The sequence below is a fragment of the Streptomyces sp. NBC_00435 genome, from assembly GCF_036014235.1.
Lineage (GTDB): Bacteria > Actinomycetota > Actinomycetes > Streptomycetales > Streptomycetaceae > Streptomyces.
This window is the reverse complement of sequence record NZ_CP107924.1, coordinates 4,955,516-4,968,807: the sequence shown is the minus strand read 5'-3', so window position 1 is coordinate 4,968,807 and position 13,292 is coordinate 4,955,516. Positions and strand designations below refer to the sequence as shown.

Sequence of the window (13,292 nt, the reverse complement as noted above, 5' to 3'; positions counted from 1 at the left end):
CTACTTGTATCGGTAGACGATCCGGCCACGCGTCAGGTCGTACGGAGACAGCTCCACGACAACCCGGTCATCAGGAAGGATGCGGATGTAGTGCATGCGCATCTTGCCGCTGATGTGCGCGAGGACCTTGTGACCGTTCTGGAGTTCCACCTTGAACATCGCGTTCGGGAGGGACTCGATCACGGTGCCCTCGATTTCGATGGCACCTTGCTTCTTGGCCACGCTTCGCCTTTCGAATCGGCTACCTTGATCAGCTCCCCCGCTTCGCATGAGGACATGCGGGTGCAAAGGAGCCGACGAGTCAGTCTACGTCAGGGCCCACCGAAAGACGAATCCGGAAAGTGTGCCCTACAGGATAGATCATCAATCCTGGCCATACCGGTCGGCCCAACGGGCTGTGCGTCAGCCCAACGGGTCGGGCGCCGTGGAGACGCCGTACTCCGCCAGCTTCGCCTTGCCGCAGTCCGGGGAGGTCAGCACGATCGGCCCCTCCTCGGTCAGGGCGATGGAGTGCTCCCAGTGCGAGGACCAGGTGCCGTCCGTGGTGATGACCGTCCAGTCGTCGGCCAGGACCTCCGTCTGGGCCGTGCCCAGGGAGACCATCGGCTCGATCGCCAGGCACAGGCCCGGGACCAGCTTGATCCCCTTGCCCCGCTTGCGGGAGACGTAGTTCAGCAGGTGCGGGTCCATGTGCATCTCGGAACCGATGCCGTGGCCGCCGTAGTCCTCGATGATCCCGAACTTGCCGAGGCTGTGCTCGCCCGTGGTCGGGCGCGGCTGCCTCTTGATGTACGTCTCGATCGCCTTCGAGATGTCCACGAGGCGGTTGCCGAGCTTCATGGCGGCGATCCCGGCCCACATGGACTCCTCGGTCACCCGGGAGAGCTCCACGAGCTCAGGGGCGTGTCCAGAGCCCACGAAGGCGGTGTACGCGGCGTCGCCGTGCCAGCCGTCCACGATCGCGCCGGCGTCGATCGAGATGATGTCGCCGTCCTTGAGGACCGTCTTGTCGTCGGGGATGCCGTGGACGACGACCTCGTTGACCGAGGTGCAGATGGTCGCGGGGAAACCGCCGTAGCCGAGGAAGTTCGACTTGGCGCCGGCGTCCGCGATGACCTTGCGGGCCACCATGTCCAGATCCAGGGTCGTCGCGCCCGGTACGGCCGCCTCACGGGTCGCCGCGTGGATCGCCGCGACGACCAGTCCCGCCTCGCGCATCTTCACGATCTGCTCGCGGGTCTTGATCTGCACCATGGACTAGGCCTTCCACCTTCGGATTCGGGTCTTCTCAACAGTACGGCCGCGGTGTCCTGGGGACACCGCGGCCGGGGCTGCACTACAGGGGACTACTTCTTCAGGGCGTCCATCGCGCGCTGCGTGACGTCGCTGACCTCGCCCAGGGCCGGGATCGTCGACACAAGGCCCTGGGCCTTGTAGTAGTCGATGATCGGCTCGGTCTGGGTGTGGTAGACCTCCAGGCGGTTGCGCACCGCCTCCTCGGTCTGGTCCTCGCGCACGTACAGCTCGCCGCCGTCGATGTCGCAGACGCCCTCGACCTTCGGCGGGCGGTAGGCCACGTGGAAGATGTGCGAGCTGTCCTTGCGGCAGGTGCGCCGCCCGGCCAGACGCTTGACGACCTCGTCCTCCTCGACCTCCAGGTCGAGGACGGCGTCGAGGTTCATGCCCTCGGCCTTCAACATCACGTCGAGGGCCTCCGCCTGGGAGACGTTGCGCGGGAACCCGTCCAGCAGGAAACCGCCCTTGGCGTCCTCCTGCTCCATGCGGTCCTTGGCCATGCCGATCGTGATCTCGTCCGGGACGAGGTCACCCGCGTCCATGAACGCCTTCGCACGCCGACCGAGCTCGGTGCCCTGGCTGATGTTGGCCCGGAACAGGTCGCCCGTGGAGATGTGCGGGATCGACAGGGTCTTGGCAAGGACAGTGGCCTGCGTTCCCTTGCCCGCACCGGGCGGTCCGACGAGGACGATTCGCATCAGCGGAGGAACCCTTCGTAATTACGCTGCTGGAGCTGGCTCTCGATCTGCTTCACGGTTTCCAGACCCACACCCACGATGATCAGGATGCTCGTCCCGCCGAACGGGAAGTTCTGGTTCGCCCCGAAGCCCGCCAACGCCATCGTCGGCACAAGAGCGATGAGACCCAGGTACAGCGACCCCGGCCAGGTGATCCGGTTGAGTACGTAGCTCAAGTACTCGGCGGTGGGCCGACCGGCGCGGATGCCCGGGATGAACCCACCATACTTCTTCATGTTGTCCGCAACTTCCTCGGGGTTGAACGAGATCGCCACGTAGAAGAACGCGAAGAAAACGATCAGGAGGAAGTAGGCGGCGATGTAGTACGGGTGGTCGCCCTTGACGAAGTGCTTCTGGATCCAGGTGGCCCAGCCGGCGGTGGATCCGCTGAACTGGACGATCAGCGCCGGGATGTACAGCAGCGACGAGGCGAAGATGACCGGGATGACACCGGCCTGGTTCACCTTGAGCGGGATGTACGTCGAGGTGCCCCCGTAGGCACGACGGCCGATCATGCGCTTCGCGTACTGGACGGGGATCCGTCGCTGCGCCTGCTCGACGAAGACCACCAGGGCCACCATCGCCAGGCCGACCAGGATGACCACGCCGAACTCGACCCAGCCGTCCGCGATCTTGCCCTGGAGCTTGATCTGCCAGAGGGCGCCGACGAAGCCCGCGGCGATCGAGATGAACATCAGGATCGACATACCGTTGCCGATACCGCGGTCGGTGATGAGCTCGCCGAGCCACATCACGAGGCAGGTACCTGCGGTCATGGTGAGCACCATGACGACGGTGGTGAAGATCGACCGGTTCGGAACAATCTGGTCCTTGACCATGCACCCCGTGAAGAGGGCGCCGCTGCGGGCAGTGGCCACGAGGCCGGTGCCCTGCAGGATCGCGAGCGCGACCGTCAGATAGCGCGTGTACTGAGTGATCTTCGACGTGCCGGACTGACCCTCTTTTTTGAGGTTCTCCAGCTTCGGGATGACCACGGTCAGCAGCTGCAGAATGATGCTCGCCGTGATGTACGGCATGATGCCGAGCGCAAAGATCGTGATCTGCAGCAGCGCGCCGCCGCTGAACATGTTGACGAGACCGAAGAGGCTGTTGCTGCTGCCCATCGAGTCAACACAGATCTGAACGTTCTTGTAGCTCACGCCGGGTACCGGGATGTGGGATCCAAGCCGGTACAACGCGATGATGGCGAGCGTGAAAAGCAGCTTCTTGCGCAGGTCGGGCGTCTTGAACGCCCGGGCGAACGCGGTGAGCACGGTGCCTCCTGCGACCCCCGCGCTACTGCGTCAGAGGTGACGGTCTGAGGGAACGACGAATGTGTACAAGCAAAGGTGCAGGCCACCTTACCGGCGTCTGCACCTTCCGTGGAACGACCGACCGGGGATGCCCCATATGTGAGGCACCCCCGGTCGGGTTTCTAGCTATTTGTCACTGAGTCCGTCTTAGACGAGCTCGGTCACAGAGCCACCAGCGGCGGCAATCTTCTCCTTGGCGGAGCCGGAGACGGCGTCAACCGAAACCTGCAGCGCCACGGAGATCTCGCCCTGGCCCAGGACCTTGACGAGGCTGTTCTTGCGAACCGCGCCCTTGGCGACCAGGTCGGCCACCGTGACCTCTCCACCCTCGGGGTAGAGAGCGCCGAGCTTGTCCAGGTTCACGACCTGGAACTCGGTGCGGAACGGGTTCTTGAAGCCCTTGAGCTTCGGCAGACGCATGTGGAGGGGCATCTGCCCACCCTCGAAGCGCTGCGGGATCTGGTAGCGGGCCTTCTGGCCCTTCGTACCACGACCGGCCGTCTTACCCTTCGACGCCTCACCACGACCGACACGGGTCTTCGCGGTCTTGGCGCCGGGGGCGGGACGGAGGTTGTGGGCCTTCAGCGGGCTGCTCTCAGCCATGTTAGTCAACCTCCTCAACCGTCACGAGGTGGCGGACGGTGTGAACCATTCCGCGGAACTCGGGGCGGTCCTCCTTGACGACGACGTCGTTCAGGCGCTTGAGCCCGAGCGAACGCAGCGTGTCGCGGTGGTTCTGCTTGCTGCCGATGTACGACTTGATCTGCGTGACCTTGAGGCGAGCCATTACGCACCCGCCCCAGCACGTGCACGGAGCAGAGCCGCGGGGGCAACGTCCTCGAGGGGCAGACCACGGCGAGCCGCGATCTCCTCGGGACGCTGCAGGCCCTTGAGGGCCGCCACGGTCGCGTGCACGATGTTGATCGCGTTGGAAGAGCCGAGCGACTTCGACAGGATGTCGTGAACGCCGGCGCACTCCAGAACGGCGCGCACCGGGCCACCGGCGATAACACCGGTACCGGGGGCGGCCGGCTTCAGCAGCACGACGCCCGCGGCACGCTCACCCGTGATCGGGTGAGGAATCGTGCCCTGGATGCGCGGAACCTTGAAGAAGGACTTCTTGGCTTCCTCGACACCCTTGGCGATGGCCGCGGGAACTTCCTTGGCCTTGCCGTAACCGACACCTACAGTGCCGTCACCGTCGCCCACCACGACCAGCGCGGTGAAGCTGAAGCGGCGACCACCCTTGACAACCTTGGCGACGCGGTTGATCGCGACAACGCGCTCAACGTAAGCGGTCTTCTCGGCGGCAGGGCCACCGTCGCGACCCTTCCGGTCCCGCCGCTCGCCGCCACCGGCACCGCTTCCGCGGCGCTGGGGTCCAGCCATTGGATTACCTCTCTCTGTTACGTCCGTGAGTCCCGGAACCGGGGCTTAGAACTTCAGCCCGGCTTCGCGGGCGGCGTCAGCCAGAGCGGCAATGCGCCCGGCGTATCGGTTGCCACCGCGGTCGAACACGACGGTCTCGACACCCGCGGCCTTGGCACGCTCGGCGACGAGTGCGCCGACGGCCTGGGCCTGGGCGCTCTTGTCGCCTTCACCACCGCGGATCGAGGTGTCCAGGGTCGACGCGGACGCCAGGGTGTGACCCTGGAGGTCGTCGATGACCTGAGCAACGATGTTGCGGTTGGAACGCGTCACGACGAGGCGCGGACGCTCCGCCGTACCCGAGACGTTCTTGCGGATGCGGATGTGACGGCGGGCCTTGGCGGCACGCTTGTACGCGTCGCCCTTGGCGATCTTTACACCGTATGCCATGGCTACTTACCAGCCTTTCCGACCTTGCGGCGGATGACTTCGCCGGCGTACTTGACACCCTTGGCCTTGTACGGGTCGGGCTTCCGCAGCTTGCGGATGTTGGCGGCGACCTCGCCGACCTTCTGCTTGTCGATGCCCTCGACCGAGAACTTGGTGGGCGACTCGACCTTGAAGGAGATGCCCTCGGGCGCCTCGATCAGGATCGGGTGGCTGTAACCAAGCTGGAACTCCAGGCTGGAGCCCTTCGCGGCGACGCGGTAACCGACACCGCTGATCTCGAGCGCCTTGACGTAACCCGTGGTCACGCCGGTGATCATGTTCGCCACCAGCGTGCGGGACAGGCCGTGCAGGGCCTTGTTCTGACGCTCGTCGTTGGGACGGATGACGTTGAGAACGCCGTCCTCACCCTTGACGATCTCGATCGGCGCCTTGACGGTGAGCGCGAGGGAACCCTTGGGGCCCTTCACAGCCACAGCCTGGCCGTCGATGGTGACGTCCACACCGGCGGGAACCTGGATGGGGAGCTTGCCGATTCGCGACATTGCTTTTCCTCCGTTCCCGACTACCAGACGTAGGCGAGGACTTCCCCACCTACGCCCTTCTTGCCTGCCTGCTGGCCGGTGAGCAGACCGTGGGACGTGGAGATGATCGCCACGCCCAGGCCGCCGAGCACCTTCGGCAGGTTGGTGGACTTTGCGTACACACGCAGACCGGGCTTCGAGATCCGCTTGATGCCCGCGATGGAGCGCTCACGGTTCGGCCCGAACTTCAGCTCGAGGACGAGGTTCTTGCCGACCTCGGCGTCCTCGACCTTCCAGCCGGTGATGAAACCCTCCTGCTTGAGGATTTCTGCGATGTGCGACTTGATCTTGCTGTGCGGCATCACGACGGAGTCGTGGTACGCCGAGTTAGCGTTACGCAGACGCGTGAGCATGTCTGCGATCGGGTCAGTCATGGTCATGAAGTGGCCTTCGGCCTCTCTCGCCGGGGTTTCCTGTATGCGCCATCCCTCTCCCCACTCAGTGGCGGGACGGGTGCGGTGCGGGGACCTACGGCGTAGTAAGTCGTTATGGGCGACGGACGCCCAACCACACAAGCCTAAGGCATGCGCGGCCGGGCATCCGCCGACCAGATGCTTACCGAGAGTGCCTGGATGTTCCCAAGTCCTTGCGGACGAGAGGGAATTACCAGGAGCTCTTGGTCACGCCCGGCAGCTCGCCACGGTGAGCCATCTCACGAAGGCAGACGCGGCACAGGCCGAACTTGCGGTACACGGAGTGGGGGCGACCGCAGCGCTGGCAGCGGGTGTACGCACGCACACCGAACTTGGGCTTACGGGCAGCCTTCGCGATGAGAGCCTTCTTCGCCATCTCGCTTACGCCTCCTTGAAGGGGAAGCCGAGGTGACGAAGGAGGGCGCGGCCCTCGTCGTCGTTGGTCGCCGTGGTAACCACGGTGATGTCCATACCCCGGGTACGGTCGATCTTGTCCTGGTCGATCTCGTGGAACATGACCTGCTCCGTGAGACCGAAGGTGTAGTTGCCACGGCCGTCGAACTGCTTCGGCGACAGACCGCGGAAGTCACGGATACGCGGCAGCGCGAGCGACAGCGTACGGTCCAGGAACTCCCACATGCGGTCACCACGGAGGGTGACGTGGCAGCCGATCGGCTGACCCTCACGCAGCTTGAACTGCGCGATGGACTTGCGGGCCTTCGTGACGGCCGGCTTCTGACCGGTGATCGTCGTCAGGTCCTTGATGGCGCCGTCGATCAGCTTGGAGTCGCGGGCGGCGTCGCCCACACCCATGTTGACCACGATCTTCACGAGGCCGGGAATCTGCATGACGTTCTCGTACGAGAACTCTTCACGCAGCTTGCCCGCGATGTCCTCGCGGTACTTCGTCTTGAGACGCGGAGTGGTAGCCATCAGATGTCCTCACCCGTCCGCTTGGCAACGCGGATCTTGTTGCCCTCGTCGTCGAAGCGGAAACCGACGCGGGTAACGACCTTCTGGCCGTCCTTCTCCACAACCAGCTGAACGTTGCTGACGTGGATCGGCGCCTCGGTGATCACGATGCCACCGGTCTGCGAGCCACCAGCGGTCTGGCCGGCCTTGGTGTGCTTCTTGACCCGGTTGACACCCTCGACCAGGACACGGTTCTCAGTAGGGATGGCCAGAATGACCTTGCCCTGCTTGCCCTTGTCCTTACCGGTGATGACCTGAACCAGGTCGCCCTTCTTGATCTTCATGCTTACAGCACCTCCGGCGCGAGCGAGATGATCTTCATGAACTTCTTCTCGCGCAGCTCACGGCCCACCGGGCCGAAGATACGGGTGCCGCGAGGGTCGCCGTCGTTCTTCAGAATGACGGCGGCGTTCTCGTCGAAGCGGATGTACGAGCCGTCCTGGCGGCGGCGTTCCTTCACGGTGCGAACGATGACCGCCTTGACGACGTCACCCTTCTTCACGTTGCCACCGGGGATCGCGTCCTTGACGGTGGCAACGATGACGTCACCGATGCCCGCGTAGCGGCGACCGGAGCCACCGAGAACACGGATGCAAAGGATCTCCTTGGCACCAGTGTTGTCGGCGACACGCAGTCGCGACTCCTGCTGGATCACGTCTATCTCCTGTTTGTCTGCCGGTTCCCGGCGGGGGCATCACTCCGAAGAGCTACCGCCCCCACCGAGCCTGGCGGAACGAACCTGAGGGGCCCCTGGGCTTGCTGCCCAGGGCCTCAGATAATTACTTGGCCTTCTCGAGGATCTCGACGATGCGCCAGCGCTTGCTCGCCGACAGCGGACGCGTCTCCATGATGAGGACGCGGTCGCCGACGCCGGCAGCGTTCTGCTCGTCGTGCGCCTTGAGCTTGTTCGTACGGCGGATGACCTTGCCGTACAGAGCGTGCTTCACGCGGTCCTCGACAGCGACGACGACGGTCTTGTCCATCTTGTCGCTGACGACAAGACCCTCACGGGTCTTGCGGAAGCCGCGGTCAGTCGTCTCAGTCACGTTCTTCTCGCTCATCAGGCGCTCTCCACCGTCTCGATACCGAGCTCACGCTCGTGCATCAGGGTGTAGATGCGAGCGATGTCCTTACGGACGGACTTGAGCCGGCCGTTGTTCTCCAGCTGACCCGTGGCCGCCTGGAAGCGCAGCTTGAACAGCTCTTCCTTGGCCTCGCGCAGCTTGCCAACGAGCTCCTCGTTACCGAGCTCACGCAGCTCGGACGCCTTGGTTCCCGTCGCCATCACGACTCACCTGCCTCGCGCCGAACAATCCGGCACTTCATCGGAAGCTTGTGAGCAGCGCGGGTGAGCGCCTCACGAGCAATCTTCTCGTTCGGGTAGGACAGCTCGAACATGACCCGGCCCGGGTGCACGTTCGCGATCCACCACTCGGGAGAACCCTTACCGGAACCCATGCGGGTCTCGGCAGGCTTCTTCGTCAGGGGACGGTCCGGGTAGATGTTGATCCAGACCTTGCCGCCACGCTTGATGTGGCGGGTCATCGCGATACGAGCCGCCTCGATCTGGCGGTTCGTCACGTAGGCGGGGGTAAGCGCCTGGATGCCGTACTCGCCGAACGAGACCTCAGTACCGCCCTTGGCCATACCGCGGCGCTTCGGGTGGTGCTGCTTGCGGTGCTTGACCCTACGAGGGATCAGCATGTCGGTCAGGCCTCCGTTCCGGTGCTCTCGGCCGGAGCGGCGGCGGGAGCGTCGGCCTTGGGGGCCTCGACACCAGCAGCCTGCTGCGGCTTGCGGCCACCACGGCCGCCGCGCTCGCCACCACGGCCACCACGGCCGGCGGGACGGTCGCCAGCGCCGGCGGCACCACGGGCCGGGCGGTTACCCGCACGGGCCGCAGCGTTCTCGGCGCGAACCTCGGCGATGTTCTTGACGTCGCCCTTGTAGATCCAGACCTTCACACCGATACGGCCGAAGGTGGTCTTGGCCTCGAAGAAGCCGTAGTCCACGTTCGCGCGCAGGGTGTGCAGCGGCACACGGCCTTCGCGGTAGAACTCGGAGCGGGACATCTCGGCGCCGCCGAGGCGACCGCCGCACTGGATCTTGATGCCCTTGGCGCCGGCCTTCATCGTGCCCTGCATGCTCTTACGCATGGCGCGACGGAAGGAGACGCGGGAGGAGAGCTGCTCGGCAACGGCCTGCGCGACCAGCTGAGCGTCGACCTCGGGGTTCTTGACCTCGAGGATGTTCAGCTGGACCTGCTTGCCCGTGAGCTTCTCGAGGTCACCGCGGATGCGGTCGGCCTCGGCGCCACGACGGCCGATGACGATGCCCGGACGAGCGGTGTGGATGTCCACACGCACGCGGTCACGGGTGCGCTCGATCTCAACCTTCGAGATGCCGGCGCGCTCCATGCCGGACGTCATCATCCTGCGGATGGCGACGTCTTCCTTGACGTAGTCCTTGTACAGCTTGTCGGCGTACCAACGCGACTTGAAGTCGGTGGTGATGCCGAGCCGGAACCCGTGCGGGTTTACCTTCTGGCCCATTACCGGGAACCTTCCTTGCTGCTGACGACCACGGTGATGTGGCTGGTCCGCTTGCGGATCCGGTAGGCACGGCCCTGCGCACGCGGACGGAACCGCTTCAGGGTCGGGCCCTCGTCCACGAACGCCTCGCTGATGACCAGCGTGGAGGCGTCCGGGTGGTTGTAGTTGTGTGCGGCGTTGGCGATGGCGCTGTCAAGCACCTTGCCAACCGGCACGCTCGCGGCCTGCGGGGCGAAACGCAGGACCGCCTGAGCCTCCGTGGCATCCATGCCACGGATAAGGTCCACCACTCGGCGGGCCTTCATGGGCGTGACGCGGATGTACCGCGCCTGGGCCCTGGCTTCCATGGTTGTCCCTTCGGTGTAAGTCATAGTCGTAACCACCCCGCCTTTAGCGGCGCTTCGACTTCCGGTCGTCCTTGACGTGGCCGCGGAAGGTGCGAGTCGGCGAGAACTCGCCGAGCTTGTGGCCGACCATCGACTCGGTGACGAACACCGGGACGTGGATCTTGCCGTTGTGCACCGCGATGGTGTGACCCAGCATTGCCGGGATGATCATCGAGCGACGGGACCAGGTCTTGATGACGTTCTTGGTACCGGCTTCGTTCTGTACGTCCACCTTCTTGATGAGGTGTCCGTCGACGAAGGGTCCCTTCTTGAGACTGCGCGGCATCTAAACCCGCTCCTAGCGCTTCTTGTTCGTCTTGCGGCGGCGGACGATGTACTTGCTCGAAGCCTTCTTCGGCGAGCGAGTACGACCCTCCTTCTGACCCCACGGGGAGACCGGGTGACGACCACCGGAGGTCTTACCCTCACCACCACCGTGCGGGTGGTCGACCGGGTTCATCGCGACACCGCGGACGGAGGGGCGAACGCCCTTCCAGCGCATGCGGCCGGCCTTGCCCCAGTTGATGTTCGACTGCTCGGCGTTGCCGACCTCACCGACGGTGGCGCGGCAGCGGGCGTCGACGAGACGGATCTCACCGGACGGCATACGAAGGTGGGCCATGGTGCCCTCCTTCGCCAGCAGCTGCACGGAGGCACCAGCGGAGCGGGCGAACTTGGCGCCGCCACCGGGACGGAGCTCGATCGCGTGGATCGTGGTACCGACCGGGATGTTGCGGAGCGCCAGGTTGTTACCGGGCTTGATGTCGGCCGTGGGGCCGTTCTCAATCCGGTCGCCCTGCTTCAGGTTCTTCGGCGCGATGATGTAGCGCTTCTCGCCGTCGGCGTAGTGCAGGAGCGCGATGCGCGCAGTGCGGTTGGGGTCGTACTCGATGTGCGCGACCTTGGCCGGCACGCCGTCCTTGTCGTGACGGCGGAAGTCGATCACGCGGTAGGCGCGCTTGTGGCCGCCACCCTGGTGTCGAACCGTGATCCGACCGGTGTTGTTACGGCCGCCCTTGCTGTGCAGGGGGCGGACCAGCGACTTCTCCGGCGTGGACCGCGTGATCTCGACAAAGTCGGCGACGCTGGAGCCACGACGGCCCGGGGTCGTCGGCTTGTACTTGCGGATACCCATTTCTCAGTCCTCGTCCGATTCCGGACGACTAGACCTCCGTTAGGAGGCCTGGCCGCCGAAGATGTCGATTCGGTCGCCCTCAGCGAGGGTCACGATGGCGCGCTTGGTGTCAGCGCGCTTGCCGAAACCGGTCTTGGTGCGCTTGCGCTTACCCTGACGGTTGATCGTGTTGACCCCGGTGACCTTGACCCCGAAGACCGCCTCGACGGCCTGCTTGATCTGGGTCTTGTTGGAGCCGGGCGCGACGATGAACGTGTACTTGTTCTCGTCCAGCAGCGCGTAGCTCTTCTCCGAGACAACCGGCTTGATCAGCAGGTCGCGCGGGTCAGTGAAGGTCTTGCTGGTAACGGTCGCCTCAGACATCAGGCGTCGCTCCCTTCGGTCTCATCGGCCTTGGGGCCAGACACGAAGGACTCGAAAGCGGCCTGAGTGAAGACCACGTCGTCAGAGACGATCACGTCGTACGTGTTCAGCTGGCCCGGCTCCAGGATGTGAACCTGGGGCAGGTTGCGGGCGGACAGCCACGCGGCCTCGTCGGCGCGGTCGACGACCAGGAGCAGGTTCTTGCGCTCCGAGATCTTGCCGAACAGCGTCTTGGCGGCCTTCGTGGAGGCGGCACCCTCGACCACACCGGTGACGATGTGGATGCGGGAGTGACGGGCGCGGTCCGAGAGGGCACCGCGGAGGGCGGCGGCCTTCATCTTCTTCGGGGTCCGCTGCGAGTAGTCACGCGGCTGCGGGCCGTGGACGACGCCACCGCCGACGAACTGCGGAGCGCGGGTCGAACCCTGGCGAGCGCGGCCGGTGCCCTTCTGGCGGTACGGCTTGCGGCCACCACCACGGACTTCGCCACGACGCTTGGTCTTGTGCGTGCCCTGACGGGCAGCAGCCAGCTGAGCGACAACGACCTGGTGGATCAGCGGAATGCTGGTCTTCGCGTCGAAGATCTCCGCGGGGAGCTCGACGGTACCGGCCTTGTCGCCTGCCGGCGAAAGGATGTCAATGGTGCTCATTACCTCAAGCCCCCTTGGCCGCGGTACGGACCAGGACGAGGCCGCCGTTCGGACCGGGGACCGCGCCCTTGATGAGCAGCAGACCCTTCTCCGCGTCAACCGCGTGGATGGTCAGGTTCTGGGTGGTGACACGCTCGTTGCCCATACGACCGGCCATGCGCATGCCCTTGAAGACACGCCCAGGGGTGGCGCAGCCACCGATCGAACCGGGGGAGCGGTGCTTGCGCTGCACGCCGTGACCGGCGCCGAGGCCCTTGAAGTTGTGACGCTTCATGACACCGGCGAAGCCCTTGCCCTTGCTGTTGCCCGTGACGTCAACCTTGACGCCGGACTCGAACACAGCGGCGGTGATCTCCTGGCCGAGCGTGTACTCGCTGGCGTCGGAGGTCCGGAGCTCCACCAGGTGGCGGCGCGGGGTTACGTCGGCCTTGGCGAAGTGACCCTTGAGGGGCTTGTTCACCTTGCGCGGGTCAATCTCGCCGAAGGCGATCTGGACCGACTCGTAGCCATCGATTTCGTTCTTGCGGACCTGGGTAACGACGCAGGGCCCGGCCTTGACGACGGTCACCGGGACGACACGGTTGTTCTCGTCCCAGACCTGGGTCATGCCGAGCTTCTCGCCCAGGACGCCCTTGATCTGCTTTGCCATCTTCTCCGTGCCTCTCAGAGCTTGATCTCGATGTCAACGCCGGCCGGAAGGTCCAGGCGCATCAGCGAGTCAACGGTCTTGGGCGTCGGGTCGAGGATGTCGATCAGGCGCTTGTGCGTGCGCATCTCGAAGTGCTCGCGCGAGTCCTTGTACTTGTGCGGCGACTTGATGACGCAGTACACGTTCTTCTCAGTGGGCAGCGGCACCGGGCCCGCGACCGACGCACCAGTGCGCGTCACCGTCTCGACGATCTTCTTCGCCGACGAATCGATGACCTCGTGGTCGTAGGCCTTGAGCCGGATGCGGATCTTCTGTCCCGCCATGGCTACTCCGTAGTCCTGTCTGTTGTGGAAACGCTCTGGCTCTCGGCCGGCTGCGGATCGCTCCGCCGCTTTCCTCCGACCCACGCGGTCGGGCGTGTCGCACT

General features: G+C 65.0%; 25 protein-coding genes. All 25 read right to left on the bottom strand.

Annotation, left to right across the window (positions count from 1 at the left end):
- A complete protein-coding gene (gene infA / locus OG389_RS22945) occupies window positions 1-222 on the bottom strand; it encodes a translation initiation factor IF-1 (protein WP_003956442.1) in 222 nt (73 codons plus the stop codon).
- Window positions 223-402: 180 nt separating this feature from the next.
- A complete protein-coding gene (gene map, locus OG389_RS22940) occupies window positions 403-1,254 on the bottom strand; it encodes a type I methionyl aminopeptidase (RefSeq protein WP_328300320.1) in 852 nt (283 codons plus the stop codon).
- A gap of 92 nt (window positions 1,255-1,346) precedes the next feature.
- On the bottom strand, window positions 1,347-1,994 hold the full coding sequence (locus OG389_RS22935; RefSeq protein ID WP_328300319.1) for an adenylate kinase: 648 nt from the start codon (window positions 1,992-1,994) through the stop codon (window positions 1,347-1,349).
- Window positions 1,994-3,307, bottom strand: coding sequence for a preprotein translocase subunit SecY (gene secY / locus OG389_RS22930; RefSeq protein ID WP_328300318.1), 1,314 nt, complete (start codon window positions 3,305-3,307; stop codon window positions 1,994-1,996). Before secY ends, OG389_RS22935 begins: the two co-directional genes overlap by 1 nt.
- A 186-nt stretch (window positions 3,308-3,493) precedes the next feature.
- A complete protein-coding gene (gene rplO / locus OG389_RS22925) occupies window positions 3,494-3,949 on the bottom strand; it encodes a 50S ribosomal protein L15 (protein ID WP_243333371.1) in 456 nt (151 codons plus the stop codon).
- A 1-nt stretch (window position 3,950) separates the two neighbouring features.
- Entirely contained in the window at window positions 3,951-4,133 is a 183-nt protein-coding gene (gene rpmD, locus OG389_RS22920; protein ID WP_112447741.1) for a 50S ribosomal protein L30, read from the bottom strand.
- A complete protein-coding gene (rpsE, locus tag OG389_RS22915; RefSeq protein WP_008739695.1) occupies window positions 4,133-4,735 on the bottom strand; it encodes a 30S ribosomal protein S5 in 603 nt (200 codons plus the stop codon). The genes rpmD and rpsE overlap by 1 nt, the downstream gene beginning before the upstream one ends.
- Window positions 4,736-4,780: 45 nt before the next feature.
- A complete protein-coding gene (gene rplR / locus OG389_RS22910) occupies window positions 4,781-5,164 on the bottom strand; it encodes a 50S ribosomal protein L18 (protein WP_008739696.1) in 384 nt (127 codons plus the stop codon).
- A 2-nt stretch (window positions 5,165-5,166) separates the two neighbouring features.
- Window positions 5,167-5,706 carry a 50S ribosomal protein L6 gene (rplF, locus tag OG389_RS22905; RefSeq protein WP_266934871.1) on the bottom strand — a complete coding sequence of 180 codons (540 nt, stop codon included), beginning with the start codon at window positions 5,704-5,706 and terminating at the stop codon, window positions 5,167-5,169.
- A 20-nt stretch (window positions 5,707-5,726) separates the two neighbouring features.
- Window positions 5,727-6,125, bottom strand: coding sequence for a 30S ribosomal protein S8 (rpsH, locus tag OG389_RS22900; RefSeq protein WP_008739698.1), 399 nt, complete (start codon window positions 6,123-6,125; stop codon window positions 5,727-5,729).
- Window positions 6,126-6,348: 223 nt separating this feature from the next.
- Window positions 6,349-6,534, bottom strand: coding sequence for a type Z 30S ribosomal protein S14 (locus tag OG389_RS22895; protein WP_003956452.1), 186 nt, complete (start codon window positions 6,532-6,534; stop codon window positions 6,349-6,351).
- A gap of 5 nt (window positions 6,535-6,539) precedes the next feature.
- Entirely contained in the window at window positions 6,540-7,091 is a 552-nt protein-coding gene (gene rplE, locus OG389_RS22890) for a 50S ribosomal protein L5 (RefSeq protein WP_030388859.1), read from the bottom strand.
- Window positions 7,091-7,414 carry a 50S ribosomal protein L24 gene (rplX, locus tag OG389_RS22885; protein WP_215023444.1) on the bottom strand — a complete coding sequence of 108 codons (324 nt, stop codon included), beginning with the start codon at window positions 7,412-7,414 and terminating at the stop codon, window positions 7,091-7,093. The genes rplE and rplX overlap by 1 nt, the downstream gene beginning before the upstream one ends.
- Window positions 7,415-7,416: 2 nt before the next feature.
- Window positions 7,417-7,785, bottom strand: a complete 369-nt coding sequence (gene rplN, locus OG389_RS22880; RefSeq protein ID WP_003956455.1) for a 50S ribosomal protein L14 — start codon at window positions 7,783-7,785, stop codon at window positions 7,417-7,419.
- A gap of 124 nt (window positions 7,786-7,909) precedes the next feature.
- The gene (rpsQ, locus tag OG389_RS22875; RefSeq protein ID WP_243333368.1) at window positions 7,910-8,191 is read right to left on the bottom strand and encodes a 30S ribosomal protein S17; all 282 of its coding nucleotides are present in this window, start codon (window positions 8,189-8,191) and stop codon (window positions 7,910-7,912) included.
- Window positions 8,191-8,415 carry a 50S ribosomal protein L29 gene (gene rpmC / locus OG389_RS22870; protein ID WP_008739703.1) on the bottom strand — a complete coding sequence of 75 codons (225 nt, stop codon included), beginning with the start codon at window positions 8,413-8,415 and terminating at the stop codon, window positions 8,191-8,193. Before rpmC ends, rpsQ begins: the two co-directional genes overlap by 1 nt.
- Window positions 8,415-8,834, bottom strand: coding sequence for a 50S ribosomal protein L16 (gene rplP, locus OG389_RS22865; protein ID WP_030026326.1), 420 nt, complete (start codon window positions 8,832-8,834; stop codon window positions 8,415-8,417). Before rplP ends, rpmC begins: the two co-directional genes overlap by 1 nt.
- Before the next feature lie 5 nt (window positions 8,835-8,839).
- Window positions 8,840-9,682, bottom strand: coding sequence for a 30S ribosomal protein S3 (gene rpsC / locus OG389_RS22860; RefSeq protein ID WP_254387361.1), 843 nt, complete (start codon window positions 9,680-9,682; stop codon window positions 8,840-8,842).
- Window positions 9,682-10,029, bottom strand: a complete 348-nt coding sequence (rplV, locus tag OG389_RS22855; protein ID WP_037792011.1) for a 50S ribosomal protein L22 — start codon at window positions 10,027-10,029, stop codon at window positions 9,682-9,684. The genes rpsC and rplV overlap by 1 nt, the downstream gene beginning before the upstream one ends.
- A 43-nt stretch (window positions 10,030-10,072) precedes the next feature.
- A complete protein-coding gene (gene rpsS / locus OG389_RS22850) occupies window positions 10,073-10,354 on the bottom strand; it encodes a 30S ribosomal protein S19 (RefSeq protein WP_023539342.1) in 282 nt (93 codons plus the stop codon).
- 12 nt (window positions 10,355-10,366) lie between these two features.
- Window positions 10,367-11,203 carry a 50S ribosomal protein L2 gene (gene rplB, locus OG389_RS22845; protein ID WP_112447748.1) on the bottom strand — a complete coding sequence of 279 codons (837 nt, stop codon included), beginning with the start codon at window positions 11,201-11,203 and terminating at the stop codon, window positions 10,367-10,369.
- A 39-nt stretch (window positions 11,204-11,242) separates the two neighbouring features.
- Window positions 11,243-11,566, bottom strand: coding sequence for a 50S ribosomal protein L23 (gene rplW / locus OG389_RS22840; RefSeq protein WP_030154694.1), 324 nt, complete (start codon window positions 11,564-11,566; stop codon window positions 11,243-11,245).
- Window positions 11,566-12,216: a 50S ribosomal protein L4 gene (gene rplD / locus OG389_RS22835; protein ID WP_214946848.1), complete on the bottom strand. Its 651-nt coding sequence runs from the start codon at window positions 12,214-12,216 to the stop codon at window positions 11,566-11,568. The genes rplW and rplD overlap by 1 nt, the downstream gene beginning before the upstream one ends.
- Window positions 12,217-12,220: 4 nt before the next feature.
- Window positions 12,221-12,865 (bottom strand): 50S ribosomal protein L3, encoded by a 645-nt coding sequence (gene rplC, locus OG389_RS22830; protein WP_112447750.1) that lies wholly within the window; start codon window positions 12,863-12,865, stop codon window positions 12,221-12,223.
- Window positions 12,866-12,879: 14 nt separating this feature from the next.
- A complete protein-coding gene (gene rpsJ / locus OG389_RS22825) occupies window positions 12,880-13,188 on the bottom strand; it encodes a 30S ribosomal protein S10 (RefSeq protein WP_003948644.1) in 309 nt (102 codons plus the stop codon).
- Between the last annotated feature and the right edge of the window lie 104 nt (window positions 13,189-13,292).

Bases quoted from the DNA above. Each gene is read 5' to 3' on its own strand.
- rpsH (WP_008739698.1), bottom strand. From the start codon at position 6,125: ATGACCATGACTGACCCGATCGCAGACATGCTCACGCGTCTGCGTAAC.
- rpsQ (WP_243333368.1), bottom strand. From the start codon at position 8,191: ATGAGCGAGAAGAACGTGACTGAGACGACTGACCGCGGCTTCCGCAAG.
- rplC (WP_112447750.1), bottom strand. From the start codon at position 12,865: ATGGCAAAGCAGATCAAGGGCGTCCTGGGCGAGAAGCTCGGCATGACC.
- rpsS (WP_023539342.1), bottom strand. From the start codon at position 10,354: ATGCCGCGCAGTCTCAAGAAGGGACCCTTCGTCGACGGACACCTCATC.
- rpmD (WP_112447741.1), bottom strand. From the start codon at position 4,133: ATGGCTCGCCTCAAGGTCACGCAGATCAAGTCGTACATCGGCAGCAAG.
- rplD (WP_214946848.1), bottom strand. From the start codon at position 12,216: ATGAGCACCATTGACATCCTTTCGCCGGCAGGCGACAAGGCCGGTACC.
- OG389_RS22935 (WP_328300319.1), bottom strand. From the start codon at position 1,994: ATGCGAATCGTCCTCGTCGGACCGCCCGGTGCGGGCAAGGGAACGCAG.
- rplF (WP_266934871.1), bottom strand. From the start codon at position 5,706: ATGTCGCGAATCGGCAAGCTCCCCATCCAGGTTCCCGCCGGTGTGGAC.
- rplV (WP_037792011.1), bottom strand. From the start codon at position 10,029: ATGGAAGCCAGGGCCCAGGCGCGGTACATCCGCGTCACGCCCATGAAG.
- rplR (WP_008739696.1), bottom strand. From the start codon at position 5,164: ATGGCATACGGTGTAAAGATCGCCAAGGGCGACGCGTACAAGCGTGCC.
- rpmC (WP_008739703.1), bottom strand. From the start codon at position 8,415: ATGGCGACGGGAACCAAGGCGTCCGAGCTGCGTGAGCTCGGTAACGAG.
- OG389_RS22895 (WP_003956452.1), bottom strand. From the start codon at position 6,534: ATGGCGAAGAAGGCTCTCATCGCGAAGGCTGCCCGTAAGCCCAAGTTC.
- rplB (WP_112447748.1), bottom strand. From the start codon at position 11,203: ATGGGTATCCGCAAGTACAAGCCGACGACCCCGGGCCGTCGTGGCTCC.
- rplW (WP_030154694.1), bottom strand. From the start codon at position 11,566: ATGTCTGAGGCGACCGTTACCAGCAAGACCTTCACTGACCCGCGCGAC.
- rplX (WP_215023444.1), bottom strand. From the start codon at position 7,414: ATGAAGATCAAGAAGGGCGACCTGGTTCAGGTCATCACCGGTAAGGAC.
- rplO (WP_243333371.1), bottom strand. From the start codon at position 3,949: ATGGCTGAGAGCAGCCCGCTGAAGGCCCACAACCTCCGTCCCGCCCCC.
- map (WP_328300320.1), bottom strand. From the start codon at position 1,254: ATGGTGCAGATCAAGACCCGCGAGCAGATCGTGAAGATGCGCGAGGCG.
- rpsE (WP_008739695.1), bottom strand. From the start codon at position 4,735: ATGGCTGGACCCCAGCGCCGCGGAAGCGGTGCCGGTGGCGGCGAGCGG.
- rpsC (WP_254387361.1), bottom strand. From the start codon at position 9,682: ATGGGCCAGAAGGTAAACCCGCACGGGTTCCGGCTCGGCATCACCACC.
- rplE (WP_030388859.1), bottom strand. From the start codon at position 7,091: ATGGCTACCACTCCGCGTCTCAAGACGAAGTACCGCGAGGACATCGCG.
- rpsJ (WP_003948644.1), bottom strand. From the start codon at position 13,188: ATGGCGGGACAGAAGATCCGCATCCGGCTCAAGGCCTACGACCACGAG.
- rplP (WP_030026326.1), bottom strand. From the start codon at position 8,834: ATGCTGATCCCTCGTAGGGTCAAGCACCGCAAGCAGCACCACCCGAAG.